Source organism: Streptomyces sp. NBC_01537, assembly GCF_045040445.1.
Classification (GTDB): Bacteria; Actinomycetota; Actinomycetes; order Streptomycetales; family Streptomycetaceae; genus Actinacidiphila.
Genome location: NZ_CP109392.1, coordinates 5,954,686 through 5,979,740, shown reverse-complemented (window position 1 = coordinate 5,979,740; position 25,055 = coordinate 5,954,686). Strand labels below are relative to the sequence as shown.

Here is a 25,055-nt window from a genome sequence, read left to right as displayed (position 1 = left end):
TTGAAGCTTCAAGTCATCTTCGAGTCGTGAGCCTAGAGGCCAATGCTTGAACTTTCAAGCCTTGTGCTCGGCGATCGCCACGAACTCCTCCACCGACAGCGCCTCGCCGCGCGCCTGCGGCGAGACCCCCGCCGCCACCAGCGCGGCCTCGGCCGCCGCCGCGGAACCGGCCCAGCCCGCGAGCGCCGCGCGCAATGTCTTACGCCGCTGCGCGAAGGCCGCGTCGACCACCGCGAAGACCTCGGCCCGGCTCGCGGTCGTCTTCAGGGGCTCGGCCCGCCGGACCAGGGACACCAGGCCCGAGTCGACGTTCGGCGCGGGCCAGAAGACGTTCCGCCCGATGGAGCCGGCGCGCTTGACCTCGGCGTACCAGGCGGCCTTGACCGAGGGGACGCCGTAGACCTTGGAGCCCGGACCGGCGGCGAGGCGGTCGGCGACCTCGGCCTGGACCATGACGAGAGTGCGCTCGATGGAGGGGAAGGTCTCCAGCATGTGGAGGAGCACCGGGACGGCGACGTTGTAGGGGAGGTTGGCGACCAGAGCCGTGGGAGGGGGGCCGGGAAGCTCGGTCACCCGCATCGCGTCGGAGTGGACGAGGGAGAAACGGTCCGCCCGCGTGGGCATCCGCGCGGCGATCGTGGCGGGCAGGGCCGAGGCCAGCACGTCGTCGATCTCCACCGCCGTGACGCGGTCGGCGGCTTCGAGCAGGGCCAGGGTCAGCGAGCCGAGGCCCGGCCCGACCTCCACCACCACATCGTCGGGGCGGACGCCGGCCGTGCGCACGATGCGGCGGACGGTGTTGGCGTCGATGACGAAGTTCTGGCCGCGCTGCTTGGTGGGGCGTACGCCAAGCGCGGCGGCCAGTTCGCGGATGTCGGCAGGCCCGAGGAGGCTTTGATCGGCGGTGCTCACCGGTAAAGCCTACGGCCGCAGACGGGCCACGGAGTCGCCCCCCTCGTCACGTAGAGCTTCTTCGCGCGGTAGGTCTGCTCGGCGGCGGGGGCGTCCTGGGGGCGGCCGGAGCCGCCGATGGCGTGCCAGGTGCCGACGTCGAACTGGTAGAGGCCGCCGTAGGTGCCGGACGCGTCGACCGCGTTGGGGCGGCCGCCGGCCTCGCAGGCGGCGAGGCCGCCCCAGTTGAGGCCGTCGGCACCGGCGACGGAGGTGGGGAGGGCTTTGGTGCCGACCCGGACCACCTGCTTCACGGGCTCGCTGACGACCTCTTCGGCGATCCGGCGGGGCTTCTGCTTGACGCCGTTGACGGTCCGGTAGGCGTAGGTGACCCGGCGGACCCCGGCGCGGCCGGGGGTGTCGACCATTATCGTGCCCCGGAAGAGGGAGCCGTCCTCGTGGTGGTCGGTCCCGTAGGGGATGGGCTCCTCGTGGACCTCCTCGGTGCCGCTGATCCGCATCACGGAGACGGTCTGGCCGTCACGGGGGAAGGAGACGGGGTCGACGGAGGTGGCGTCCTGGCCGTGGAGGGCGATCCCGGCCTCCCGCACGGCCTCGCCGACGGTGGCGGCGTTCGTACGGATGGTGCGCTCGCGGCCGTCGACGAGGAAGGTGAGGGTGCGCTCGGTGCGTACGTCCAGGTCGAGGCCGTGGCGGCCGATGGGCTCGCTGCGGGAGGCGGAGAGATAGGCGCCGTCGGCCCGCACCCCGAACTGGCGCAGGGCCTCGTCCACGGTGCGGGCGGTGGTCCAGACGCGGCGGCTGCGGCCGTCCAGGGTCAGGGACACGGGCCGGCCGAAGCGGACGGCGACCTCGTCGCCGTTGTCGAGGTCGTCGTGCGGGCCGGGGGCGACGATGTCGTGTTCGCCGACCTCGACGCCCTGCTGGGCGAGCAGCTCGTCCACGTCGTCGGCGAAGGTGTGCAGCACGCGCGGCTCACCGTCCACGCTGAGGCGGACGGCCTTGTCGTTGACCAGGAAGGCGCTCGTCCCGCCCGCCAGGAGGGCCAGCACCAGGGCGCGCGGCAGCAGTTGGCGCAGCGCGTCCGGTTTCGGCTTCTGCTGCGCCCGTTGCCGCTGCCGCCGCGCGGCGGCGCGACCGCCCTGCCGGGGCAGCCTCGCGGCGGGCGCCGCCGGGACGAAGCCCTCCGGCCAGCCGGTGCTGCTGCGCTGCGAATTGCTCACGACGGCTCCTCGATCCGGTCGTCGATCCGGAACGAACCGGGACCCTAGCGGAGGAACCGTCACTCTCCAAAGCCAAACGCTTACGCCGTGTCGCCGCCCGCGGGATTCCCGTAACCGAACGCGCGCGCCGTGTTCTCGCCCAGCGCCGTCCCCAGCTCGTCCTCCCCGACCCCCTTGGCCGCGGCCATCGCCCGCACCGTGACCGGAATGAGGTAAGGCGCGTTAGGCCGACCGCGGTACGGCACCGGGGTGAGGAACGGCGCGTCGGTCTCGACGAGCAGCAGCTCCAGCGGGGCGACGGCGACCGCGTCGCGCAGGTCCTGGGCGTTCTTGTACGTGACGTTGCCTGCGAAGGACATGAAGTAGCCCTTGTCCGCGCAGAGCTTGGCCATCGCGGCGTCACCGGAGTAGCAGTGGAAGACCACGGCGTCGGGCGCGCCCTCCTCGTCCAGGATGCGGAGCACGTCGGCGTGGGCCTCGCGGTCGTGGATGACCAGCGCTTTGCCGTGCCGCTTGGCGATGTCGATATGGCGGCGGAAGGACAACTGCTGCGCCTCGACGCCGCCCTCGCCCGTACGGAAGTAGTCCAGCCCCGTCTCACCGACCGCCCGCACCTGCGGCAGTGCCGCCAGCGCGTCGATCTCGGCGAGCGCCGCCTCCAGGGCGGCCGGGCCGCCCGGCTGGCGCTCACCCTGGCGCGACCAGCCGTCGGGATCGCCGTGGACGATACGCGGGGCCTCGTTGGGGTGCAGGGCCACGGCGGCCCAGACGTTGTCGTACGCGGCGGCCGTGTCGGCGGCCCAGCGCGAACCGGTCACGTCGCAGCCGACCTGGATGACGGTCGTGACGCCGACCGAGGCGGCCTTGGCCAGGGCCTCCTCGACGGTGCCCTGCTCGCGCTGCATGTCGAGGTGGGTGTGTGAATCCGCCACCGGAACCGCGAGCGGCTCCGGCAGCGGCGGGGCGGCGGACCTGTCGTCCTTCTTGGCTGGCATGCCCCCGATCTTAGGAAGCCCGCTCAGGAAGCCCGCCTCCGGTGCAGCAGATGCAGGGGTGACCAGCTCCAGGTCCGAGTCCGAGTCCGCGCCCGAGTCCGCGTCCGCGCCGGGGTGCGGCGCCCGAGCTCGGTCTCCCACAGGGCCGCGACATCGGACACCTGGCCCGAGCGCATGATGCGGACCTTGTGGCCCTCGCAGTTCTCGCAGGCGGGCCGGGTCAGCGGCGAGGGCACCCGCTTGCCGTCGCATACGTAGGTGACGTAGGGGAGGTTCCGGGCGTCGGTGTGGTGCTCGATGTCGTACGCCCGTTCCCAGCCGTGGCCGCAGCTGATGCAGACGAAGGCATAGGCCTCGCGCACGGATTGGTGGTTGCCGATGTGGTTGCCGATGGTCTCGCTCATGGCAGCTCCTGTCGCGGTACTTCCTGCTACCAGCGAACTACTGACACGGCCTCAGCACAGGAGGGCTTCCACTGTTTTGGGTCATTTTTGGGCTCTATGCGGGATCTGGCCTACGTATCACCCGAATCACTTTGCCCGGGGCGGCGTTTAGCCTGCCCTAAGTCGTGCGCTTGGCCGCCACCACCGCGTCGAAGACCTCCCGCTTCGGCAGCCCAGCCGCCGCCGCGACCGCCGCGATGGCCTCCTTGCGGCTCTCCCCCGCCTCCTCGCGCGCCCGGACTCTGCTCACCAGCTCCGCCGGATCGAGCTCCGACGGACCGGGCTCCGGGGCGCCCTGGACGACGACCGTGATCTCGCCGCGTACACCTTCGGCCGCCCACGCCGCCAGCTCCTTGAGGGGGCCGCGCTTGACCTCCTCGTACGTCTTGGTCAGCTCCCGGCACACGGCGGCCGGCCGCTCCGCCCCGAAGACCTCGGCCATCGCGGCGAGCGTGTCGTCCAGGCGGTGTGGGGCCTCGAAGTACACCAGGGTGCGCCGCTCGCCGGCGACCTCCACCAGGCGCGCCCGGCGCTCGCCCGCCTTGCGGGGCAGGAAGCCCTCGAAGCAGAAGCGGTCCACCGGCAGCCCGGACAGCGCGAGCGCGGTCAGTACGGCGGAGGGCCCGGGGACGGCCGTGACCTTGATGTCGCGTTCCACCGCCGCCGCGACCAGCCGGTACCCGGGGTCGGAGACGGACGGCATCCCGGCATCGGTGACCAGCAGCACGCGAGCGCCGCCGAGGAGCGCCTCGACGAGCTCGGGGGTGCGGGCCGACTCGTTGCCCTCGAAGTACGACACGACCCGGCCGGTCGTGTGCACGCCGAGCGCCTGCGTGAGGCGGCGCAGCCGCCGGGTGTCCTCGGCCGCGATCACATCGGCCGCCGCCAGCTCGGCCGAGAGGCGCGGCGGGGCGTCCGCCACATCGCCGATGGGGGTCCCTGCCAGTACGAGTACGCCTGCGTTTTCGCTGCTCACCGGCCCAGTCTAGGGCAGCCGCCCCTTTCATGAGAAAAGCAAGAAACTTACACACCCTTTTCTCATTCTTTACATTGAGCGGAGACCCGCACCGCTCCCGTATTTCCGAACGAGTCACCAACGAACCACCGACGAACCACCGACGATAGGAGTTCTCATGGAAATGGACTTCGTACGTATGCGGGTTCCCGTTCCGCGTCCCGGCAGGCGTCGCCCGCCACCCCCGCCGCAGCCCCAGCCCGGCCGGCCTTTCCCCGATGACCAGGGCGGGCAGAACGGCCAGGGCGGCCCGTTCGGCGGCCGCTTCGGGCAGGGCCGCTAGTAGGCAGAGCAGGACCGAAAGCGGCCGGGGCGCCTGCGCCCCGGCCGCTTTCCCCTGGTAGGAGTGGCAGGAGGGAGGACCGCAGGTGGCGCAACGACAGGACCCGACCGGCGCGCTGTTCCGGCCGCACGCCAGACTCTCGGCCCTGGCGGCATTCCGCAGATTGTGGCCGATGATTCGGAAGGACCGTTTTCTGCTCGCCGGAACAATCATTCTCCAGGCGATTTCCGTGGGCTGCGACACCGCCGCGATCCAGGTTTTCTCCGTCATCACCGACAAAGTCCTCACCGCCGGAAATCCGGCCGCTTTCTGGGGACCGGCCGCAATTTGGCTCGCGGTCGCACTCATCGGCGCGGCCACCACATATCTGGCCGGGCAGTTGTCCAGTGTGGTCGCCGAGGGCTTCTCGCTGCGCTGCCGCGACCAGGTGTTCGCGCACGCCCAGCGGCTGCCCCCGCACTTCTACGACGACCACACGCACGGCGACCTGCTGACCCGGCTGACCAGCGACGTCGACCAGGCCGAACACCTGGTGGCCTCCGGGCCCGTGCAGCTGCTCAACACCGCCTTCAGCCTGGTCTTCTTCGCCGGTGCCGCCCTCTGGCTGCGCTGGGAACTGGCCCTGCTCACCTTCGCCGCCGCCCCGGTCTTCTGGCTGGCCGCCCGCCGCCTGTCGTCCCGCATCCGGGCCGTCGCCCGAACCGAGCGCGACACCAACGGCGCGCTGGTCGGCACCCTGGACGAGAACCTGGCCAACATGGCCCTGGTCCAGGCGTACAACCGCCAGGACAGCGAGTGGCGGAAGGTGCACCACGAGGGCGCCGCCTGGATGCGCACCTGCCTCGACCGGTCCCGGCTCGCCAACCTGTACGGGCCGCTGGCCAACGTCATCGAGTCCGTCGCCGTGCTCGCCGTGGTCGGCGCCGGGGCCTGGGAGATCGCCGCCGGCCGGCTGAGCGTCGGCGGGCTGCTCGCCTTCGCCGCGTACCTCGGCTACCTCTACCCCCAGGTGCAGTCGCTGGGAGGCTTGGCGGTGAGCCTGTCCTCGGCGACGGCATCCGGCGAGCGGGTGTTCGAAGTGCTCCAGGCCAAGCCCGCGGTGGCGGACCCGCTGCTGGAGCGGACCGTCGCACCCGGGCCCCGCACCACCGGCGTAGTGGTCTTCGAGAACGTCACCTTCACCTACCCCGGCACCGGCCGCCTGGTCCTGGACCGCCTGAACTTCACCGCCTTCCCCGGCCGGCTGCTCCGCATCGCCGGGCCCAGCGGCGCCGGGAAGTCCACCCTCGCCAAGCTGCTGCTCCGCTTCTACGACCCGCGCTCCGGCCGGATCCTGCTCGACGGCGAGAACATCAGGCTCATCCCCCTGCACGACCTGCGCGACCGGATCGCCCTCGTCTCCCAGGAGCCGATGGTCTTCGACGGCACCATCCGCGAGAACATCGCCTACGGCCGCCCGTCCGCCCCCGAGGAAGAGATCCGCCACGCCGCGCTCACCGCCGACGTGGACGGCCCCGGCGGCTTCGTACGCGACCTGCCCGACGGCTACGACACCCGCATCGGCCCCGGCGGCCGCCTGCTCTCCGGCGGCCAGCGCCAGCGGCTCTCCCTGGCCCGCGCGCTGCTCCGCGACACGCCGGTACTCGTCCTGGACGAGCCCACCACTGGGCTGGACGGGGAGTCCGCACGCCGGATCATGGAGCCGCTGCGGCGCCTGATGGCCAGCCGTACGACCTTCCTGATCACCCACGATCCATGGCTGGCCGGACAGGCCGACACCGTACTCGACATCACCGCTCAGGACACGAAGCACGAAGACGAAGCCCCACTCCTTACCGGATCCTCAGGCGGCTTCCCTACGATGGGCCGGTGACGAGTGACACCGCTGACACCGCGACGCAGGCGGACTGGGCCGAGCAGGCCCACGACGAAGCCCCGCCGGAGCCCCCGCAGAGCCCCTGGCAGCAGCGCCTGCGCCGCTTCGGCCATGCCGCCCGCCCCCGCGCCGACGTGCGCGAACGCCTGCTCCAGCCGTACCCGGAGCCGGGCACCCGGCTGTGGGTGTCCCTCGGCCTGAGCCCGGACCTGGCCGGCCGGCTGGCCCGCTGGTCGGGCTGGGGCGGCCCGCTGCTCGTCGCGCTCTTCGCGGGCCTGATCCGCTTCTGGAACCTGGGCAGCCCGCACGCGGTGATATTCGATGAGACGTACTACGCCAAGGACGCCTGGTCGCTCCTCCAGTACGGCTACGAGGGCACCTGGACCGACAAGGCCAACGACGCGATCCTCGCCGCCCACCAGACCATCCCGCTCTCCCCGACGGCCTCGTACGTCGTCCACCCGCCGGTCGGCAAGTGGGTCATCGCCGTCGGCGAGTGGATGTTCGGCATGAACCCCTTCGGCTGGCGGTTCAGCATGGCCGTACTCGGCACGCTGTCCGTCCTGATGCTGTGCCGCATCGGCCGCCGCCTCTTCCGCTCCACCGTGCTCGGCTGCCTCGCCGGCGGCCTGATGGCGGTCGACGGCCTGCACTACGTCATGAGCCGCGCGGCCCTGCTCGACCTCGTCGTCATGTTCTTCGTCCTCGCCGCCTTCGGCTGCCTGCTCGTCGACCGCGACAAGGCCCGCGCCAGGCTGGCGGCGGCGCTACCGGACGACTCGGACCGCCCCAACGCCCTCACCGGCGCCAAGACCTCCCTCGGCCTGCGCCCCTGGCGCATCGCCGCCGGCGTCAGCCTCGGCCTCGCCACCGGCACCAAGTGGAACGGCCTCTACGTCCTCCTGGCCTTCTTCGTCCTGACCCTCCTCTGGGACGTCTCCGCCCGCCGCCTCGCCGGCGCCCGCCAGCCCTGGCTGTCCGTCTTCATCAAGGACACCGGCTGGGCCTTCCTCTCCCTCATCCCCGTGGCCATCACCACGTATCTGCTGAGCTGGACCGGCTGGTTCTTCACCAAGGGCGGCTACGACCGCACCTGGGCCCACGGCCGCGCCGGCCTCTCCCCCGACCACTTCACCCTCCCCTTCATCGGCCTCACGCTCCACCTCCCCCAGTTCTCCATGACCTGGGTCCCCGAGGTCTTCCGCAGCCTGTGGCACTACGAGTCCCAGGTCTACGCCTTCCACGTCGGCCTCGTCTCCCCCCACACCTACCAGTCCAACCCCTGGTCCTGGCTCATCCTCGGCCGCCCCGTCTCCTACTTCTACGAGTCCCCCAAATACGGCAAGGACGGCTGCACCGCCGTCGCCGGCTGCGCCCGCGAAGTCCTCGGCATCGGCACCCCCCTCCTCTGGTGGTCCGCCTGCTTCGCCCTCCTCTACGTCCTCTACCGCTGGGCCTTCCGCCGCGACTGGCGCGCCGGCGCCATCCTCTGCGGCGTCGCCGCCGGCTACCTCCCCTGGTTCATGTACCAGCAGCGCACGATCTTCCTCTTCTACGCGGTCGTCTTCCTCCCCTTCCTCTGCCTCGCCCTCGCCATGATGCTCGGCGCGATCCTCGGCCCCCCGGGAGCCACCGAACGCCGCCGCATGTGGGGCGCCGTCGGCGCGGGCACGCTGGTGCTGCTGATCGTGTGGAACTTCATCTACTTCTTCCCGCTGTACACGGGCATGACGATCCCGTACACGTCCTGGCAGTCCCGGATGTGGCTGGACAGCTGGATCTAGCTGGGGTTTCAGCTCCCGACGGCGGGCCTTCGGGCCCGCCGCAGTGGTGGTCATTGGCCGTTGTTGGTGGTGCTCGGTTGACCTCGGACGGCCCACAGACGGCCCACGGAGACGCCGGGCCAGGCCATGCACAGCAGCGGAGAACCGAACGAGACGGGACCTGAGATGGTCCCACCCGCTCCGCGCCTTCCCTGACTTTCGAACCTCGGTACGCAGGCCAACAGATTTACAGTCCCCACAAGATCAGCTCCACGCGTAGCGGCTGACCTGGGGTTTCTTCACGCGCTAGACAGGGGCCGCCATGTCCCGTCCACGTCTCGTCCTGATCTTGAAGAGTCGACACGCGGACAACCAGAGGAGCGGTGTGCGCAGGTTCGAATCCTGCCGGGGCGCTCGCCAACTCTGACCGGCGCGGATGCCGGTCCAGAGAGGGCAGGAGTCCGTGTCGCTGACTGCCGCCCTCTCGCCGTCACTCACTGTCGCCGCCATACCTCCGCCACACACGAGTCAGGAAACCGCCGCCGTGGTCCGGTTGACGTCGCGATGATGGCCCGATGGATGAAGGGAAAGCCACGCTGATCGTTGGTGGCGTGGGGCTGCTCGGAGTCATCGTGTCAACTGTCGGCGCCTGGTTGGCCAGCCGCCATGGGGCCAATAAGGCGGTCGAGGCGGCGAAGGTTCAGCTTGATGCGGCCAGGGTTCAGGTGTCCGCACAGCGATCGGCCGATTGGGGGCACTGGGAACGAGAGCGGCGGAGCCAGACCCTCCTGGACATGCTCGACCAGGTTGCGGCCATAGACAGCACCTTGAGAACCGCAGGAGTGAAGCTGATTCTTGGCGAGACGCCGACCAACGCCCTACACGAACAGTTTATGACGGCCAGCAATGCGCTGCTGCGCGACGTTTTCCATTTGGGCGTCTGGGGACCGGATCAGGCCCGAGTAAACGGCCGAAACATCATCGCCCTCACGCATCGCATCTATGACGCGTGGGCACGGTGGGAGGGTGCAGTTATTTCAGGTAATCTCACCGGGGAGCACAGTGAAGCTTTTCAGGAGGGGCGGCGGGATCTTCAAGGGCAATGGGGACAGTTGATCGACGCAGCCAAGCAGTCTCTCCGGGCACCAGAAGAGGGCGGCTCCTAAGATTGAAATCGAGTTGTCGCGAATGTGTGTGATAGCCCGGTGAGGCATCCATCGAGACAACTATCGCCAGAAGAGCTGCGCGAAAAGGGCTGGGGCACTAACGCATCCGCACCCAGCCAAAGATCGTGATAGCCGCAGCTAGGATTGTGAAAACGGCAGCAGTTAGCGATGTCAAAGCGGCGGACGTGAGAGAAGGGAAAACATCACCCTTCTCCTTTTTCCCACCTTCCTCTTCCACGCCAACCCTTCCAACCTGCCATCGACGACCCTCGCCATCCTTGAAAGTCACGATCGGGTTACGGTCTTCTTGCGTTTGCAGAGAGGAACGGTCAGCCACTACTCGCAGTTCACCCGCAGGAGCAAGGGACACAAACGAGAATTGACGGTTGGGAACCGTCAAACTAACCTCGTAAACCTCGCGTTCACCACGGTTCTGCAGCACCCACACAGCTTCACCTGTGGGCGATTCCTCAAGATGAGCGAAGACTTGCCCAGCCTTCAAGCGCGCGTCCAACCGTCGACGCTTCCGCCCAGAAAGCGAAGCAAGGAATACGCTCGCGACACCGAGGATGCCCGTGCCGAGCGAGGCAATGACAAGAATCAGATCTTCCATTAGGACCCCGCTTTCCCTGCCGAACGCGAATTGCTGGGCTTCGGTGATTCAGTGGTTCCCTGCTTTGGCGATGGGCCATCCGGAGCACCCAGCCCTGAGGCCGAGATGCCGAGCGCAACGAGCGCAGCCACAACACACCCGGCGAACACTAGCAACCCCTGATGTCGAGCAGCGGCCATCCCTTTGGGATTACGCGGATGGATGACATATTCCCGAATAGTACGCGGATTCGAACTATTCGTCTTCACTCGTTGAAACTCGCGATGCTGATACCAGATAATGTTCCAGCGATCGGCGAAAAGCAGCTCTACCGGATAGTGACTAAATGCAGTATCAATCTGCCGCAGGTTCGGATCAATTTCGAATTCCTGACTCTGGGCATGCACTACGGGAATGAATCGAAGCTTGTCCCGACCTGGCGAAACGATGGCCACATCCGCAATGTCATTCTGCGAGTTATTGCGAACAACATATTTTAGATGGCAATATCCAGATGGGGTACCAACTGGAGCGAATTGCTCGGCCCAAGCATCAACGCCGAGGACGCGACTCTGCTCATCCTTCCATTTCGTTCCCTTCCACCACTCGACAGCGAACGGACCAATCAGAGCAACCAGCACCGAGGCGATTGCGACTAGTTGAGCCAGCACCGGTTCAGCTTAGCCGGAGCCTACGGCGATCGAAGACATTGGCCGAGACTGGACAGTTTCGAACGCATCAGTCGGGTCAACAACGACAACCTCATCCCCCTCTCATCCACCCCCGAACGGGGCCGTATTGCTGACCCGTCGTGGTTGGGAGCTGCGACTCTCAGCACACTCCGACACAGTACGTTCTCCTAGGCGACCCTCGACAGATCCCGCAAGCGCCACGGGTTGCCGCGCGTTGGGAAGCACCGCAAAGCTCAGCGAGTCTTCAAGGGCAGCGAGGCGCCCCGTCATCTGGTCGACGAGCCCGGACACGCCCGTCTGGCGGTCCATGGTGCGCAGTTTTACAGCGGGCTAGAGCGTGTCTCCTTGATGGGTTGGTCAGTTGATCGGATGTGTCTGTTCGGTTAGTGATCACTGATGCGATGTGGGACCGGATCGAGCCGTTGATGCCGGCCGATCCGGTGCGTGGACGACGGTGGGCGGATCACCGCCGGACCCTCGAAGCCATCGCGTGGAAGTACCGCACCTGCTCACCCTGGCGGGACCTGCCCGACGAGCTCGGGTCTTTCCAGACCGCCCACAAACGCCTGATCAGGTGGGCCGTGGACGGCACGTGGGAACGGATTCTCGCTGCCCTCCTTGCCGCGGCGGACGCCGGTGACGACGTGGGCTGGACCGTCTCGGTGGATTCCACCGTCTGCCGGGCTCACCAGCATGCCGCCGGAGCCAGGAAAAGGGGGCGCCCGGCCAGGCCGAACCCGGCGATCACGCACTCGGACGCTCCCGCGGCGGCCTGAGCACGAAGGTCCACCTGGCCAGTGACAGCCGGGCACGGCCCCTGGCCCTCCATGTCACCGCAGGCCAGGCTGGTGACGCGCCGGCCTCCGAGGCGGTCATGGCGAGGATCCGGGTTCCGCGAAGCGGACTCGGGAGGCCCAGAACCCGACCGGCGGTCGTTCTCGCGGATCGCGCCTACTCTTCCCGCGCGATTCGTGGGCATCTGCGCAGGCGCGGCATCCCGGCTGTCATTCCGCAACCGGCCGACCAGATCGGCCACCGCCTGCGACGCGGCCGTGCTGGAGGTCGGCCGCCCGGCTTCGACACTGAGACGTACAAGCAGCGCAACACCGTCGAGCGGTGTATCAATCGCCTCAAGCAGTGGCGCGGCCTGGCCATGCGCACCGACAAACTCGCCATCGCCTACCAGGCCGCACTCCACCTCGCCGCCATCCTCATCTGGGCCCGGCGATAACGCCGCTCGGGTTCAGCGGTCGACTGACCAGGCCGCATCAGAGGGTGGAGAGCCCTCGGTGATGATGCGACCCAAGATCCTGAACGCTTCCTCAAGAGGCACGGTGTCCTCGTTCGGATACTCGTCATGCTGCCCGTTGGCCAGGACGAAGCCAATGCTCCAACCGTCGGCTCCCGGGTCCACAGCGTGCTCGCCCGGATCACCTTCACCGTCAAGCAGCATCACCATCGCGCGCTCGGTGTTAGTCACGATGGCCAACAACCGGCCGGACGAACTGGTCAGCCATGCCTCAAGCTGCCCTCCGACGATTCTTCCCCGGAGCCTCTCCAGCACCGCCTCAGATGACATCGCCTCACTGGCGTCGCTGAACACCCAGGACTCGATCACGCGCACGACCATCTCATAGCCCAATCTGAGAGACAGTCCCTAGCTCTGCGCCTTTGACCATGCGATTCAGCCACAAGGCGCCTGTGGGGGACGCCTGGGGGACTACTCAAGCAGGATCTCCTCCGGGCGCCGGTTAGTGATGGCGGTCTCCCGCCCAGTCAGTATGTGTTCGACGCAGGCTTCCAAGTCCCCGCCATGGTCATCTCGGGCCATGCCTCTGAGCTCGTGGACCAGGGCCGAACCGTTGATGAGGACGATCGGGTACTGGTCCTCCACCATCTCTGTCTGGGCGGGCACGGAGTAGGCGCCCGTTGTCACGTAGACGCCGATCCAGCCGCGCCGCAGGCGAGCCACCACACGGGCGATCTGCTCAGCGGTGATGAGAGTATCCGGCTTGACGCACTTGGCCTGCCCGAGCACGACAAGGCTGGTGCCCGCGAGCCCGCTGCCCAGATCGAGCCGCCCGACGAAGTCAGCCCCTCCGTCGCCGGATCGCCGCGTCAGCCACCCTTCGAGATAGCTGCTTCCCGCCCCGCGCAGAACGCGTGCGGCGACAGCCGCGGCGACAGCCTCGAAGTCGTGCTTGCGCCCGTCGAAGTACTTGTAGATCAACTCAAGATCTTTGGCCTCGGTGCTGCCGGCCCGGGGGCGCTGCTCGGGAACCTTGGTGACCTTGGCTCGTGCGACACGCCGGCGGAGTCTGGGCAGCGCGGAGTTGCCGTGCTTGACCCACTCACGCCATGCCCGCGGGGCCAGTTCGAGGGCCTTGGCATCGGTGGCGGCCACATCCCTGCGGGAGTGGATCCATTCCCAGGAGACTTCGTCGTTCTCGTCCGTGAGGTCGATGAGTGCGATGTCGTAGACGTAGTTGATGAACGTGGTGTGCTCGTGACCGCCCCACTGAACCAGCCGCTCAGCCCGCTCGATGACGCCAAGTCCGCAGAACTCCACATGGCCCTTGGGCTTGCCGTTGCGTGAGACGGCGCGGAACAGGAGCAAAGGCGTGGCGGTCGCTCGCTCCTGCGGCGTGTGCCCCTGGTGCCCGGTGAACGCCCCGAGCAGGGCCGCGTTGCCCGTGGTGGTCCCAGGAACGGCCGTCATGCCGGCCTTGTGGTCACCGAAGTAGCGAACGTGCCCGTTGTCCATGTCGAACACGTCGTGCCACGGCGTCTGCTCCGTACCCGCCTTCCACGGACTCGACCGAATGAGAATCGCCGGGCGACGCGGGCCGTCCAAGGCACTGACCTTGGCCATGCCGTTGATCCCGGCCTCCAACAGCGCTCGCTTGAGGTCAGGCGAGTGCGTCACATGATGAAAGTTGGGGTACCCGTCCAGATCAGCCGGCACCGGATCCTTACCGGTCGCGTACCGGTACACCTGACCAACACGCAACTGACCAGCCACGATTACCCCCACAACAGCACTGTCTCGAACGATCTTCCGACGACAGTACTGGCCACCACTGACAGACAGGCGCGCTGACTCTCTGCACTCCGATCCAGGGAGCCAGCGTCAGTAGTGGCCGAACTAACAGGCCGGGTGGCCACCTCGTATGTTCGTTAGGGGCGAGGCTCTGACCAGCAAAGTAGCGGTAGTCATTGGGCATTGCTGGTTGTTGTCGGCTGCCCTCGGACGGCCCACAGACGGCCCCAGCATGGCGCTCCGCCCCGAGAGCTTGCCGGGCGTGTATCGGATCATCATTTAGGTGGCAAACGGACACCATCGTTCCTAACGCGCACTAAGCTGAGAGCCCTCTACAAGTCTGAAGACGGGGTACCAGAGTGAAGCACGACGGGCGGCAAGTCCTGGTAGAACTTGAGGGCGCTTCAGACAGCGATCAGGAGGAGCTTGATGCTCTCGCACTTGAACTCCGTGAGCGTCTTCTAGAGCTGGATGTAGACCGTGTTGACCTCGCCCGTCAAGACACTGCCCCTGAAGGCACCAAGGTTGGGGGCGCAGTCACTGTGGGGGCCCTGGTGGTCACCGTGGGCGTGCCGGTACTCCGTAAGGTATTTGACCTCCTGAAGACGTGGATTGAGCATCGCCCCGTTCGTACAGTTAACGTCACGATTGGTGACGATACCCTTGAGATGCAGGCAGTATCTTCGGCGAATCAGCGACGTTTGATCGAGGCCTTCATCGCCGTGCACGACTCGGTGCCAGCGAGTATTGATGCTTCCGAGGGAATCTGAGGCTACTGTCATGCTCGGAGGCCGCTACGCTCTCCTCGTAGCAACGAGTCAGTTCGATAATTCTGGTCTGCAACAATTGCGCTCACCCGCACGCGATGTTGAAGAGCTTGCTTCAGTTCTACAGGATACGCAGATCGGTAACTTTGAGGTCGCTACGATCCTGAATCAAGCGCAAAGTCAGGTGATGCGTTCAATTGAGACGTTCTTTAGCGGTCGTGACAGGGGTGACCTACTCCTGCTTCATATATCGTCGCATGGTCTCAAGGCCGACCATGGAGAGCTTTACTTCGCTGCACGGGACACCGATCGCGAACTGCTTGCGTCGAGTGCAATCCCCGCTGCGTTTCTGCAATCTCAGATGAACCGTTGCCGGGCGAAGACGATTGTTTTGCTGCTCGACTGCTGCTACAGCGGCGCCTTTCTTCCTGGAACCAAAGGTGATTCAACCGTACATATTAAGGATGAGTTGTCCGGGCACGGTCGGGTAGTGCTCACGGCTACCAGCCGTACGGAATACGCATGGGAAGGCAATGACCTCAGTGAGCTTGAACCAGAGCCTTCGTATTTCACAGGGGCGGTGATTGAAGGATTGCGCTCCGGTGATGCTGACCGTGACCGGGATGGGAAGGTGACTGTTCACGAGCTGTACGACTATGTATACGATCAGGTGCGTGCCAAGACTACAATGCAGAGCCCTCAAATTTGGGCCGAGCTGGAATATCAGGTGGTGGTGGCACGTTCGCCTTTTGCCACCGAACCGGCGACAGAGGCAACTCTTCCGGGAATGGAGAGCGCGGTAACTCTTAGCCCGGCCCCGGAGTTGAACAGCTTGGAACAAATGCCGACCGAAGCGATTGACCCCACGCGCCGTGATAACGCCGTTGCTCAACTCAAGCGCGCTTTGCCTGATCCTGTACGCCGTATTGAGGTCTTTGATCTAGTTGATCGGGCTGTCGCGGAGGTCGTTGGTTACTGCACCCTGGACAGACGGCCGGTTTCAGGTCAGGTCTTCGCGGACAACATTCGTGTCTTCGTTGATAACATCCGAGGCTATCGAGCGGATAGCGATACACTCCTGCACCTGCTGGCTACCGGTGTTTTCCACGATGATGGCTCCCATGACGCATTGTGGCTGCGGGCCGTCACAAGGCTCAGTCGACTACGTGACAAAAATATCCAATCCTTTCAGGATGATTTGGAGCGATTGCGGCTGTATCCTGCGCTGCTCGCTACTTGGGCTATGGGGATTGCTGCCATCCTCGGTCAACATGAGCAATTGATGGCACGCCTTCTCACTCGGCCGACTTGGCAACCCCCATTCGACAGTAATCGGCACCGCCAGACCCCTGCCATCTATCTAAATCCGGTACTTGTTATCTACGGTAATGCAATCCATGAGGTTTGCCGAGCCGATAACGGCAGCAAGTACATCTATCCACAGAGTCATTTTATCCGCCAAGAATTGCGAGATATCTTCCGCCTGATGGAGCCGGATGACATTGCCTATGCGGAGGCTTGCAATCGCTTCGAGTTCCTTGCTTCCATGATTTCCATGGATAGTGAGCCCGAGTTCTATGCCAACCCGTGGCCCGGCGAGTTCTTGCTTGATTCGAATTGGGGATATGAAGAAATCGGCCTAGCTAGTCAGATCGCTCAGGAAATCAGCCCATCTTGGCCCCTTGTGACTGGTGGCGCATTCGGCGGAGACCCGGTTCGCGCCGAGAAGGCATTCAAAGCGCTCGCGGAGTATCGGGCTAAACAGCCACGTTGGTAATGCACGTCAGTGGATTGGGGCCGCAACTACCGGGTACGGGCAGGAACCCTGACGTCTCCTGCCCAGGCAAAGCACAGGCGGCTCAATCCAACGTCCAGATCTCCCCGAGCGGGCCACCGCATGCGAGGCTTGAGCTTGGCGAAGGACAGATGGAGACGGAGAGGGAGAGCGAGTGTCGCAACAGGCGAGCCCTCGGGGCACCTTCCTGAAGATCGCAGATGCCGTGAAAGCTCAGATCGAGGCCGATCCTGAGATGTCGGAGCTTCCGTCCGCAGCAGACCTCATGCGGGACTTCGATGTCTCGCGAGGCGTTGCACTTCGGGTGTTCAGCGCACTTCAGAAGGACGGGGTCGGGGAACCGGTACCTGGTGGGCGGTGGCGGGTTGTCCGGGAGGGTAAGAGCGAAGATCGTCGGCCCCTGGTCGAGCGGATCGCCGACGTGATCACGGGTGACGGCCTTGAGGTGGGGGCACCATTCCCAAGTGCGTCCGCGTTGTCCGTGCGGTTCGGCGTATCTCGGCCCACGGTGAGCAAGGCACTGGACAAGCTAGAGGCGGCCGGGTGGCTGTCAGAGGGAGGGCAGGGCAAGGTGCGAACAGTGCGTGCCGTACCGGACCGAAAGGGGCGGTCCCGACTGTGAGCCGTACGGGATTGACGGAGTGGGCGTACCCCCTCGCTGAGTCCTTGCTCTCCGAGTCACTGCCGCGCCGCTGGAAGCACTCGCTGGGAGTCGCCGAGCGAGCACGGACGATCGCGCCCGTTCTCGGGTCGGACGCTGAGCTACTGGAGGCCGCCGCAGTTCTCCATGACATCGGCTATGCGCCGGACTTGGCCAAGACTGGATTTCACCCGCTGGACGGCGCCCGGTATCTCCGAGACGCGTCCCAGGCCGATGAGCGAGTCGTGCGCTTGGTCGCGCACCACTCGTGTGCATGGATGGAAGCAGAGGCCCGAGGGTTCCGCGAGGAACTGGAGTCCGAGTTCCCGCGCGAGACCCCCGAACTCACGGACGCTCTTTGCTACTGCGACATGAACACGACGCCGGACGGTATGGCGACCGGCCCCGTGGACCGCGTGAACGAGATTGCTGGTCGCTACGGGCCGGACAGCCTCATCGGTACGTTCATCCGCCGCGCCGAGCCTGAGATCCTGGCGAGCACGGCGCGCGTTCTTGAACGACTCGCAGCCACCAAGCGTCAGCCGATGTAGGGCGCCGTCCGCGTTCGGTTCATGGCGTGCTCGATCCTGAGCTTCATGGTGGGGTGAATGTCGTACTCTGGCAGGTCCGCTGGGTCAACCCAGCGGACCTGAGTCGTTTCGTTGCTCGTACGAACGTTGCCGCCCACCGGCCGCGCGCGGAAGCACATGCTGAACTGCTGCCGTACCTCGCCGTCGTCGTATTTGAGTACGTGCCCCGGATCGGTGTAGATCCCGGACAGTTCGAGGACTTCCACGTTGATTCCGGTCTCTTCCCAGACCTCACGGATCACGGTGTTGCTGATGAACTCGCCCGCGTCGTGGCCGCCACCGGGAAGCGCCCACCGGCCGTTGTCGGAGCGCTTGATCAGAAGCACCTGCTCCGCAGTGTTCTGCACGAACGCCACGACGGAGGGCACGACCGAGTTGGCCGGCGGCGCGTCGGGGTCGTGGTAGTAGTCGATACGTCCCATGCTCAGGCTCCCTTGAAGTCGTTTTCAGTTGCCCGGCGTGCGCCTCCCCAGGTCTGTTCGATGCTATTTGCGTAGGTGTCGAACAGGCCGCCGCCCGGCATTCGCCGCAGGTGAAAAACGGGAGCCATGTACGCGGCAACGCCGTAGACATGGGTGTTCACCAGGATCTCGTCATCCGCTCGGTAGAGGGAGTTGTAGAGCGTGGCCTCATGCAGCCGGAACAAGATCTCAGGGTGGCTCTCGAAAAGCGGTCGGTAGTTGATCAGGGCGTTGCGGATCTTGCCTGCCATGATGCTGTGACCCTCGTCGACACCACGCTGATTCACCGCCGGACAGTCGGGGTCCCCGAGCAGGATGCGCACTTGCGTCTGCCCCACGTTCCCCCCTGCCTCTACTTTCTCCCTGAGGAGATCAAGGAACTGGGGATCCTCGGACAGGAACAGTCCTGAGTACACGAGGACATCGAGGTACTGCTCAGCACGTCCGTACATCTCGCGCCAGAGCCCGGCCGGGACCATGTGGCGGTGCGGGTAGACGTTGACTATCTCCGCTTTGCTCAGATCCGCAGCGCTGTCCACGGCGCGGGTGTCGTCCCAAAGGGTCGTCACGTCCACTCTGAGCGCCGATGCTGTCGCGTACTGATGGCGCCGGTACGGCACCTTCCCTTGCGTGATCCAGCGCTCGACCGTCTTCGGGTTGACCTCAATCTTCTGGGCTAGGTCGTGCACCGTCATGCCGCGCGCCAACAGGGCCGACCTCAAACGCTCGTTGGACATCTGCACCTCCGATGGGACGTTTGGGGACTTCTTGAAGGTAGTGAGATCGACCGGAGCTGTCCAGGGATGGGGTGACCAACTCCCCTGACCTGGAGCGATTCTGATGATGCGCCAAGAAGTCCTAGTGCGAAGCCAAGAGATCTCGCCGGACTACTTGACGGGACCTCATGCAGTACCTGTAATACAGGTACTGCATCACGCAGAACCAGGAGCCCCGCAGTGGACGGGGGGAGGCGACCCGGCGCCTTGTCATTCACCGGAGGGCTTCTAGATCGAAAGATCACGTCTCCATACGCCTGAAACGGAAGCGCCGGCGCGCTTCCGGAGGAGACATCTGCTCGACCGCACCTCTCCACCGCCCTTGCGGGGTGTGACCGGTTGCCTCCCTCGCCTGTCCGGTTCCCCGCTACGGGGTGCCGTACGGGCAGGGCCGAGGGAAGCCGGACACCCAGCTCACCCCAGATCCAGAAGAGGAACGCCATGCTGACGACCCTCATTGCCGTTCTCGGCACGCTGGCCGGCGCTTTCGCTGCCGGTTGGATGCGGCACCTCACCACGACCCGCACCACCGAAGCCGTCCGCGCTGAGCGGCGCCGTCAGGCGCTGGTGGAGGCGTTCCCGGCCCTGCTGGGTGCGCTGGTCGACCACCGGCGCCACCAGTACCTGAAGCACGTCGCCCGGCGTGAGGGCCAGGGCGACACCGCAGCCGCCCGCGCCGCCCGGTACGAAGCGCGCTCCGGGGTCACTAAGGCCATGGCCGCCGTACAGATGGCCACCCGCGACGCCGACCTGCTGCACCTGGCCCGCGAGGCCGTCAACGCCACCTTCGCCCTGGGCGAGGCCAGCGAGGACACGCTGAGCGAGGCCGGTGACCTGGCCCGTCGCACGCACAACGCCCTTCAGGACGCGGCTGCCGCGTACGTCTACGACCACGCCTAAATGCCCGGGGCGACCGCCCCATCTCGCCAAAGACACGCGGTCGCCCCCGCTCCCCCTGCCCCTCGCAGAGAAACAGGAGTCCTCTCAATGTTGCACATCGCCCCTGATCAGGACAGTACGACCCCGGCCGTCTTCGACCGTGAACCAACTGCTGCCGAGCTTGCGGCCATCGAGCGTGAGATGCCCGTCATCGTGGCTGAGGTTGAGCTGCTGGACGCGCAGATCACCGTGCTTGACCGGCCGCTGTCCGAGGTGGGCGCCCGCCGTATCCGCCGTGCCAAGCGGCGCCTGCTGGCCGAACGCCGGACCCTGGCGAACACGCTGCAGAGCCTGACGGGGGTGTCGGCATGAGCGCCCCGGGCCTGAACCGTCCCTCCGTGCCGAAGCTGTCGGGTGCGGAACTGTGGCTGCTACGCGTCGTGGCCGTCCTCGCGGTCGCCGTCGGCGCGCTGGGCCTGGCGTCCTCGTTCGAGGCCGTCACCGTCGCCGGCGCCCGCTGGGGCTTCACCACCCCGCAGATCCTGCCCGTCGGCATCGACACCGCCATCCCGGTGTTCACTGCCGTGAACCTGCTGCTGATCCGGATGGACATGCCGTTGGCGTGGGTGCGGTTCGTGCCCTGGGGTTTGACGTTCGTCACCTGCTGGCTCAACGTCGCCGCCGGACACTCGGAGTCGGCCAAGCTCGCGCACGGCACGATGCCGCTGCTGTGGGTGGTGCTGTCCGAGGTCGCCGCCCACGTCTACGCCTCCCGCATCGGCGCCGTGACCGGCCGTCGGATGGAGAAGATCCGCCGCTCCCGCTGGCTGCTGGCCTTCCCCTCCACCTTCGCTCTGTGGCGCCGCATGACCCTGTGGGAGGTCACCTCCTACGGCGACGCGCTCAGCCGCGAGCGTGACCGGCAGTTGGCCCGTGCCGATCTGCGGCAGGAGCACGGCCGCCGGTGGCGATCGAAGACCCCGCGCCGTACCCGTGTCCTGCTCAAGCTCGGTGAACTCGCCCCCGCCGAAGCGCCCGCGATCGACCCGGACGCAAAGCAGGAGGAATCTACCGGAACACCGATAAATCAGTCGGGGTCTGACCAGCAGGAATCGGCACCGGCCGCGCTGCTGGTAGCGCCGGACCGGTCGGCGCGCGAGTCGGCCGACCGTACCCCGATCGCTGCCCCGACTGCGCCGGTTGCGGTGAAGCAGGCTGCTGCCGTGAAGGCTGCGCCGCGTCGGGCGACCGGTCGGGTACCGCAGGCCGCCCGTACCGGCCGCAGGGTCCGTACCCCGGAGCAGTTGCTTGCCGAGGCACGCGCCCTCACCGCCGGCTGGACGGACCAGGCGATCACCGGTGAGGCCATCCGGCTGGCGCTGAAGACGGCCCCGGCCAAGGCTCGCACGGTGCGCGATGCGCTGAAGGCTGAGCGCGCTGCCCTGGCCGTCGAAGCGTCGTGATGCGGTTCTACGACCCGGCTGGCGCGAAGTACGGCATCCCCACCTACCCGTACCGGCTCGCCCCGGACGGCCTGGCCACCCGCAGGCAACTCCGTATGCGCGATCTGCGGCCGGGTGGCCAGGACATCACCGCTCAGATCATGTGGCCTTCCCGGCGCCGGCGTTGCCTGCGGGTGGCCTACCTGTACCGCATCGACCTCGCCAAGCCGGTGCGGCCGATGACGCCCGCGAAGTGGGCCGCGCTCGCCCTGGCCAATGCCGCCCGCCGCCTGTGCCCGCTGTGCGACACCGACGCCGGTTACACCATCCCGACCTCGCTCGGATGCTGCGTGACCTGCGCAGACGCACCCCAGTTCGCCGCCTGAACCATCCCTTCACCCGTCAGGAGAGCCACTGTGACCAGCCCCGCCCCCGCCCCCGCCCCTGCCCCGTCCGCCGACGCGACCGTGTGGCCGGAGGGCGTGCTGTACCGCTTCCCGACCCTGTTCGGCTCCACCGTCGACGTGACCCCGGCGCGCACCGTCCACACCTGGGTCGTGGCCAACTGCCGCGCCTGCGACGCCGACTCGCCCGCCGGCTACCGCGCCAAGGTCAACGAGTGGGCACAGGAGCACTCCGCCAAGTGCCGCGCCCTGCCCCGCCCCACCCCCTGACCCGGCCACCTCCGAGGAACAGCGCGACGCCGCAAGCCGTCTCTTCACCGCGTCAGGAGAGCCACCGTGACCAGCCCGACCACCACCACACCGGCCACCAGCGGCAGGAATCAGTGGGCCGCCCGGTACTACAACGTCACCCCCGCCGTGTCCTACCAGGGCCGTTACCTGAGTGTCCGTGACGCCCGCAGTGCCCTGATCGGCGGTCGCCGGATCGAGGGCGCCGCTGTCCTGGTCTACGAGACCACCGACCGGCAGGGCACCGCGCTGCACGTCGGCTACGTCCGCATCCCCGCCGACTTCTACACCTGGGCCGGCCAGCCCGCGCACGACGACACCACCGTCTTCGAGATCCCCACCGCCGCCCTCACCGACATCTGACCTGCACGTTCCCCACCACAACGGGCCCGGCCGCCCACCTCCTACAGCGACGACCGGGCCCGGCTACTCCCACCCATCGAAGTGAAGGAGCACCACCCATCGTGTCTGACATCAATTCCACGATCCAGCCCGACGAGCCCGAGCGCCCGCAGGGTGCCGAGGTCGTCGACATCACCACCAAGCGCCCGCCCACCGCCCCGGCCGACTTCGACTCCGAGGCGGTCGTGATGGTCGATGGACCGGCCCCGGCCGGGCCGGGCTTCCTGGCCCGTCGGATGGCCGCGCGGCGTCGGGCGGTCGTGCCGGACTGGCTGAAGTCCGGCAGTGAGTTCGCCGCCGCCGCGAAGTGGGCGGCCGGATACTGCGGTCACCTGGTCGGCTACCACGCCATCCGCACCCCGTTCTACGCGGGCAAGCTCGCGCTGCGGGTGCCGTCCGGGGCCGCGAAGTTCGTCGGCGGCACCTGGCGCTGGGTCGCCGACGCCGAGGGCGCCCCGGTCCGCGCCGCCTCCGTGGTGCGTGAGGACGCGGCGGAGTACCTGAAGCTGTCCCGGCAGCGCGACGGCCGCGTTCGGCTGCGGACCCTGATCACCGTCCTGGCCGGTGTCTTCGGCCTGGGTGCCTCGCTGGCGATGCTGGTACTCGCGCCCGACTGGCTGCTGGCCCTGTCCGCCGGCGTGGTCACCCTCGCCCTGGGGTATCTGGGCACGCCGGCCGATGCGCCGGTGGCCACCCGCGCGGTAGAGGTCCCCAAGGCCCAGCGGCTCACCTCCGACATCGTGCTGCGCGCCCTGGCCGCACTGAGCATTTCGCAGATCAACCAGGCTGTTGCCAAGGGCCGGGACGGCTTCGTGTTCACCTCGCCGATCACCCGCGACGGCCCCGGCTGGCGCGCGGAGGGTGATCTGCCCTACGGCGTGACCGTCTCGGATGTGATGGACCGTCGCGACCGGCTCGCCTCCGGTCTGCGCCGCCCGCTGGGCTGCGTGTGGCCCGAGGCGGTGCCGGATGAGCACACCGGCCGGCTGGTGCTGTGGGTGGGGGATCAGGACATGTCCAAGGCCAAGCAGCCCGTATGGCCGCTGCTGAAGTCCGGCAGCGTGGACCTGTTCAAGCCCGTGCCGTTCGGCACCGACCAGCGCGGCCGGTGGGTGGAGGTCACCCTCATGTACATCGCGGGCGTGATCGGCGCCATCCCCCGCATGGGCAAGACGTTCCTGCTCCGCCTGCTCATGCTCATCGCCGCCCTGGACCCGCGTGCGGAGCTGCACACCTACGACCTGAAGGGCACCGGCGACCTGGACCCGGTCGGCGAACGCGTCTCCCACCGCCACCGCGCCGGCGACGACGAGGAAGACATCCTCTACGCCCTCAACGACCTGCGCGGCCTGCGCGAAGAGCTGCGCCGGCGGGCGAAGGTCATCCGGTCGCTGCCCCGGGACATCTGCCCGGAGTCCAAGGTGACCTCGGAGCTGGCCTCCAAGCGCAGCTTGGGGCTGCACCCGATCGTGGTCGGGGTCGATGAGTGCCAGGTGTGGTTCGAGCACCCCAAGTACGGCGGGGAGTTCGAGGAGATCTGCACCGACCTGGTCAAGCGCGGCCCCGCCACGGGGATCACGCTGCTGCTGGCCACCCAGCGCCCCGACAAGGACGCGCTGCCCACCGGCATCAGCGCGAACGCCTCCGCCCGGTGGTGCCTGAAGGTCATGGGCCAGATCGAGAACGACATGGTCCTGGGCACCGGCGCCTACAAGCGCGGCGTGCGCGCCACCATGTTCTCCTGGGCCGACAAGGGCATCCACTACTTCGTCGGTGAAGGCTCCGACGCGCGGATCGTGCGCGCGATCTACGCCGACGGCGTCGCGGTGGAGACCGTCGCCCTGCGGGCCCGCAAGCACCGCGAGGCGGCCGGACTGCTGACCGGTCACGCGCTGGGGGATGAGCCGGAGGCGGCCGAGGGCACGGGTGGGTTCGACCTGCTCGCCGACATCCTCGCCGTCGTCCCGGCCGAAGAGCCCAAGGTGTGGTCCGAGACCGTCGTGGCACGGCTGGCGGAGCTGCGACCGGAGGTCTACGGCGGGTGGGAGCCCGAGCAGCTCGCCTACGTCCTCAAGCCGCACGGCGTCCCCACGATCCAGGTGTGGGGCAAGACCGAGGACGGCAAGGGCGCCAACCGGCGCGGCATCGAACGCACCCGCATCACCTCCGCCATCACCGAACGTGACGGAAAGCGGGACGCGGGCTAGATCCGAACCGGTGCTAGGTCTAGCAGGGTGCCCCGCTAGACCTAGCACCGCGCCTAGCACCCCATCCAAGCCCTGATCAGGACGCTAGCTCCTAGCGCCCTGACCTCGGCATACCCCGAAACCGGCCCCGGAGGCCCATCGTGACCCTGCTCGCCGCCGCTATGGCCCTGATCCTGCTGTTCACCCTCGGTTACGCCGGATTGTGTGCCGTCTCGCCGTTCGGTGACTGCCGCAAGTGCGGCGGCCTCGGCTTCGCCCTCACCCACGACCGCCACGGCAAGCCCAAGCGCGGCAAGCACTGCCGCCGCTGCGACGGCATCGGCAAGCGCATACGCATCGGCCGCTGGCTGCTCAACCGCTGGCAACGCACCTACGACGCCGGCACCCGCTGACCCATCCCGCAC

Annotated in this window: 27 protein-coding genes; 16 read left to right on the top strand and 11 right to left on the bottom strand. The window is 67.1% G+C overall.

Features of this window, described 5'->3' with window-relative positions:
* Window positions 1-54 precede the first annotated feature (54 nt).
* The 5 genes from rsmA to rsmI all read right to left on the bottom strand — a co-directional run bounded on the left by rsmA (window position 55) and on the right by rsmI (window position 4,549).
* Window positions 55-912 carry a 16S rRNA (adenine(1518)-N(6)/adenine(1519)-N(6))-dimethyltransferase RsmA gene (rsmA, locus tag OG607_RS27625; RefSeq protein ID WP_405728960.1) on the bottom strand — a complete coding sequence of 286 codons (858 nt, stop codon included), beginning with the start codon at window positions 910-912 and terminating at the stop codon, window positions 55-57.
* Complete coding sequence (locus OG607_RS27620; RefSeq protein ID WP_405728957.1) at window positions 909-2,135, bottom strand: ubiquitin-like domain-containing protein; 1,227 nt, start codon at window positions 2,133-2,135, stop codon at window positions 909-911. The genes rsmA and OG607_RS27620 overlap by 4 nt, the downstream gene beginning before the upstream one ends.
* An 80-nt stretch (window positions 2,136-2,215) precedes the next feature.
* Window positions 2,216-3,130: a TatD family hydrolase gene (locus tag OG607_RS27615; protein WP_405728954.1), complete on the bottom strand. Its 915-nt coding sequence runs from the start codon at window positions 3,128-3,130 to the stop codon at window positions 2,216-2,218.
* 23 nt (window positions 3,131-3,153) lie between these two features.
* Window positions 3,154-3,534: a hypothetical protein gene (locus OG607_RS27610; RefSeq protein WP_405728951.1), complete on the bottom strand. Its 381-nt coding sequence runs from the start codon at window positions 3,532-3,534 to the stop codon at window positions 3,154-3,156.
* A gap of 157 nt (window positions 3,535-3,691) precedes the next feature.
* The gene (gene rsmI / locus OG607_RS27605) at window positions 3,692-4,549 is read right to left on the bottom strand and encodes a 16S rRNA (cytidine(1402)-2'-O)-methyltransferase (RefSeq protein WP_405728948.1); all 858 of its coding nucleotides are present in this window, start codon (window positions 4,547-4,549) and stop codon (window positions 3,692-3,694) included.
* 494 nt (window positions 4,550-5,043) lie between these two features.
* Here rsmI and OG607_RS27600 point away from each other — a divergent pair, with 494 nt between their 5' ends.
* From OG607_RS27600 to OG607_RS27590, 3 genes are all read left to right on the top strand, one after another.
* A complete protein-coding gene (locus OG607_RS27600; RefSeq protein WP_405728945.1) occupies window positions 5,044-6,744 on the top strand; it encodes an ABC transporter ATP-binding protein in 1,701 nt (566 codons plus the stop codon).
* Window positions 6,741-8,531 (top strand): dolichyl-phosphate-mannose--protein mannosyltransferase, encoded by a 1,791-nt coding sequence (locus tag OG607_RS27595; protein WP_405728942.1) that lies wholly within the window; start codon window positions 6,741-6,743, stop codon window positions 8,529-8,531. Before OG607_RS27600 ends, OG607_RS27595 begins: the two co-directional genes overlap by 4 nt.
* A 554-nt stretch (window positions 8,532-9,085) precedes the next feature.
* Window positions 9,086-9,676: a hypothetical protein gene (locus OG607_RS27590; protein WP_405728939.1), complete on the top strand. Its 591-nt coding sequence runs from the start codon at window positions 9,086-9,088 to the stop codon at window positions 9,674-9,676.
* A gap of 97 nt (window positions 9,677-9,773) precedes the next feature.
* Here OG607_RS27590 and OG607_RS27585 read toward each other — a convergent pair whose 3' ends face one another.
* Window positions 9,774-10,289, bottom strand: coding sequence for a hypothetical protein (locus OG607_RS27585; RefSeq protein ID WP_405728936.1), 516 nt, complete (start codon window positions 10,287-10,289; stop codon window positions 9,774-9,776).
* The gene (locus tag OG607_RS27580) at window positions 10,289-10,939 is read right to left on the bottom strand and encodes a hypothetical protein (RefSeq protein WP_405728933.1); all 651 of its coding nucleotides are present in this window, start codon (window positions 10,937-10,939) and stop codon (window positions 10,289-10,291) included. The genes OG607_RS27585 and OG607_RS27580 overlap by 1 nt, the downstream gene beginning before the upstream one ends.
* Before the next feature lie 422 nt (window positions 10,940-11,361).
* Between OG607_RS27580 and OG607_RS27575 the strand changes: the two genes are divergently transcribed.
* A protein-coding gene (locus tag OG607_RS27575; RefSeq protein WP_405737091.1) for an IS5 family transposase occupies window positions 11,362-12,191 on the top strand; the annotation gives its coding sequence in 2 pieces (ribosomal slippage) (window positions 11,362-11,700 and window positions 11,703-12,191; 828 coding nt in all).
* Window positions 12,192-12,203: 12 nt separating this feature from the next.
* On the opposite strand, the gene OG607_RS27570 is transcribed toward OG607_RS27575, so the two are convergent.
* Together OG607_RS27570 and OG607_RS27565 are read right to left on the bottom strand one after the other, a co-directional pair.
* A complete protein-coding gene (locus tag OG607_RS27570) occupies window positions 12,204-12,590 on the bottom strand; it encodes a hypothetical protein (protein ID WP_405728930.1) in 387 nt (128 codons plus the stop codon).
* A gap of 90 nt (window positions 12,591-12,680) precedes the next feature.
* Window positions 12,681-13,994 carry a restriction endonuclease gene (locus tag OG607_RS27565; protein ID WP_405728927.1) on the bottom strand — a complete coding sequence of 438 codons (1,314 nt, stop codon included), beginning with the start codon at window positions 13,992-13,994 and terminating at the stop codon, window positions 12,681-12,683.
* 365 nt (window positions 13,995-14,359) lie between these two features.
* Between OG607_RS27565 and OG607_RS27560 the strand changes: the two genes are divergently transcribed.
* From OG607_RS27560 to OG607_RS27545, 4 genes are all read left to right on the top strand, one after another.
* Complete coding sequence (locus tag OG607_RS27560; protein ID WP_405728924.1) at window positions 14,360-14,770, top strand: hypothetical protein; 411 nt, start codon at window positions 14,360-14,362, stop codon at window positions 14,768-14,770.
* Window positions 14,771-14,780: 10 nt separating this feature from the next.
* Window positions 14,781-16,544 (top strand): caspase domain-containing protein, encoded by a 1,764-nt coding sequence (locus tag OG607_RS27555; protein WP_405728921.1) that lies wholly within the window; start codon window positions 14,781-14,783, stop codon window positions 16,542-16,544.
* A gap of 253 nt (window positions 16,545-16,797) precedes the next feature.
* Window positions 16,798-17,184: a GntR family transcriptional regulator gene (locus tag OG607_RS27550; RefSeq protein WP_405737089.1), complete on the top strand. Its 387-nt coding sequence runs from the start codon at window positions 16,798-16,800 to the stop codon at window positions 17,182-17,184.
* A complete protein-coding gene (locus tag OG607_RS27545; RefSeq protein WP_405728918.1) occupies window positions 17,181-17,753 on the top strand; it encodes an HD domain-containing protein in 573 nt (190 codons plus the stop codon). The genes OG607_RS27550 and OG607_RS27545 overlap by 4 nt, the downstream gene beginning before the upstream one ends.
* Here the strand turns inward: OG607_RS27545 and OG607_RS27540 are convergent.
* Window positions 17,741-18,214 (bottom strand): NUDIX domain-containing protein, encoded by a 474-nt coding sequence (locus OG607_RS27540; RefSeq protein ID WP_405728915.1) that lies wholly within the window; start codon window positions 18,212-18,214, stop codon window positions 17,741-17,743. The two genes, OG607_RS27545 and OG607_RS27540, sit on opposite strands and share 13 nt — an antisense overlap.
* A 2-nt stretch (window positions 18,215-18,216) precedes the next feature.
* A complete protein-coding gene (locus tag OG607_RS27535) occupies window positions 18,217-18,990 on the bottom strand; it encodes a helix-turn-helix domain-containing protein (protein WP_405728912.1) in 774 nt (257 codons plus the stop codon).
* Window positions 18,991-19,470: 480 nt separating this feature from the next.
* On the opposite strand from OG607_RS27535, the gene OG607_RS27530 reads away from it, so the two are divergent.
* From OG607_RS27530 to OG607_RS27495, 8 genes are all read left to right on the top strand, one after another.
* Complete coding sequence (locus OG607_RS27530; RefSeq protein ID WP_405728909.1) at window positions 19,471-19,929, top strand: pRL2-23; 459 nt, start codon at window positions 19,471-19,473, stop codon at window positions 19,927-19,929.
* Between the two features lie 87 nt (window positions 19,930-20,016).
* Complete coding sequence (locus OG607_RS27525) at window positions 20,017-20,280, top strand: DUF6284 family protein (protein WP_405728906.1); 264 nt, start codon at window positions 20,017-20,019, stop codon at window positions 20,278-20,280.
* Window positions 20,277-21,371: a DUF2637 domain-containing protein gene (locus tag OG607_RS27520; protein ID WP_405728904.1), complete on the top strand. Its 1,095-nt coding sequence runs from the start codon at window positions 20,277-20,279 to the stop codon at window positions 21,369-21,371. The genes OG607_RS27525 and OG607_RS27520 overlap by 4 nt, the downstream gene beginning before the upstream one ends.
* A complete protein-coding gene (locus OG607_RS27515; protein WP_405728901.1) occupies window positions 21,371-21,736 on the top strand; it encodes an RRQRL motif-containing zinc-binding protein in 366 nt (121 codons plus the stop codon). Before OG607_RS27520 ends, OG607_RS27515 begins: the two co-directional genes overlap by 1 nt.
* 30 nt (window positions 21,737-21,766) lie before the next feature.
* Complete coding sequence (locus tag OG607_RS27510; protein WP_405728898.1) at window positions 21,767-22,024, top strand: hypothetical protein; 258 nt, start codon at window positions 21,767-21,769, stop codon at window positions 22,022-22,024.
* 66 nt (window positions 22,025-22,090) lie between these two features.
* Window positions 22,091-22,405 (top strand): hypothetical protein, encoded by a 315-nt coding sequence (locus OG607_RS27505; protein ID WP_405728895.1) that lies wholly within the window; start codon window positions 22,091-22,093, stop codon window positions 22,403-22,405.
* Between the two features lie 101 nt (window positions 22,406-22,506).
* On the top strand, window positions 22,507-24,651 hold the full coding sequence (locus OG607_RS27500; RefSeq protein ID WP_405728892.1) for a cell division protein FtsK: 2,145 nt from the start codon (window positions 22,507-22,509) through the stop codon (window positions 24,649-24,651).
* A gap of 140 nt (window positions 24,652-24,791) precedes the next feature.
* A complete protein-coding gene (locus OG607_RS27495) occupies window positions 24,792-25,043 on the top strand; it encodes a hypothetical protein (protein ID WP_405728889.1) in 252 nt (83 codons plus the stop codon).
* Window positions 25,044-25,055 lie beyond the last annotated feature (12 nt).

Coding starts and splice junctions, on each gene's coding strand:
- OG607_RS27520 (WP_405728904.1), top strand. CDS start 20,277: ATGAGCGCCCCGGGCCTGAACCGTCCCTCCGTGCCGAAGCTGTCGGGT.
- OG607_RS27610 (WP_405728951.1), bottom strand. CDS start 3,534: ATGAGCGAGACCATCGGCAACCACATCGGCAACCACCAATCCGTGCGC.
- OG607_RS27525 (WP_405728906.1), top strand. CDS start 20,017: ATGTTGCACATCGCCCCTGATCAGGACAGTACGACCCCGGCCGTCTTC.
- OG607_RS27555 (WP_405728921.1), top strand. CDS start 14,781: ATGCTCGGAGGCCGCTACGCTCTCCTCGTAGCAACGAGTCAGTTCGAT.
- OG607_RS27550 (WP_405737089.1), top strand. CDS start 16,798: ATGTCGGAGCTTCCGTCCGCAGCAGACCTCATGCGGGACTTCGATGTC.
- OG607_RS27540 (WP_405728915.1), bottom strand. CDS start 18,214: ATGGGACGTATCGACTACTACCACGACCCCGACGCGCCGCCGGCCAAC.
- OG607_RS27515 (WP_405728901.1), top strand. CDS start 21,371: ATGCGGTTCTACGACCCGGCTGGCGCGAAGTACGGCATCCCCACCTAC.
- OG607_RS27600 (WP_405728945.1), top strand. CDS start 5,044: ATGATTCGGAAGGACCGTTTTCTGCTCGCCGGAACAATCATTCTCCAG.
- OG607_RS27570 (WP_405728930.1), bottom strand. CDS start 12,590: ATGGTCGTGCGCGTGATCGAGTCCTGGGTGTTCAGCGACGCCAGTGAG.
- OG607_RS27585 (WP_405728936.1), bottom strand. CDS start 10,289: ATGGAAGATCTGATTCTTGTCATTGCCTCGCTCGGCACGGGCATCCTC.
- OG607_RS27590 (WP_405728939.1), top strand. CDS start 9,086: ATGGATGAAGGGAAAGCCACGCTGATCGTTGGTGGCGTGGGGCTGCTC.
- OG607_RS27530 (WP_405728909.1), top strand. CDS start 19,471: ATGCTGACGACCCTCATTGCCGTTCTCGGCACGCTGGCCGGCGCTTTC.
- OG607_RS27535 (WP_405728912.1), bottom strand. CDS start 18,990: ATGTCCAACGAGCGTTTGAGGTCGGCCCTGTTGGCGCGCGGCATGACG.
- OG607_RS27615 (WP_405728954.1), bottom strand. CDS start 3,130: ATGCCAGCCAAGAAGGACGACAGGTCCGCCGCCCCGCCGCTGCCGGAG.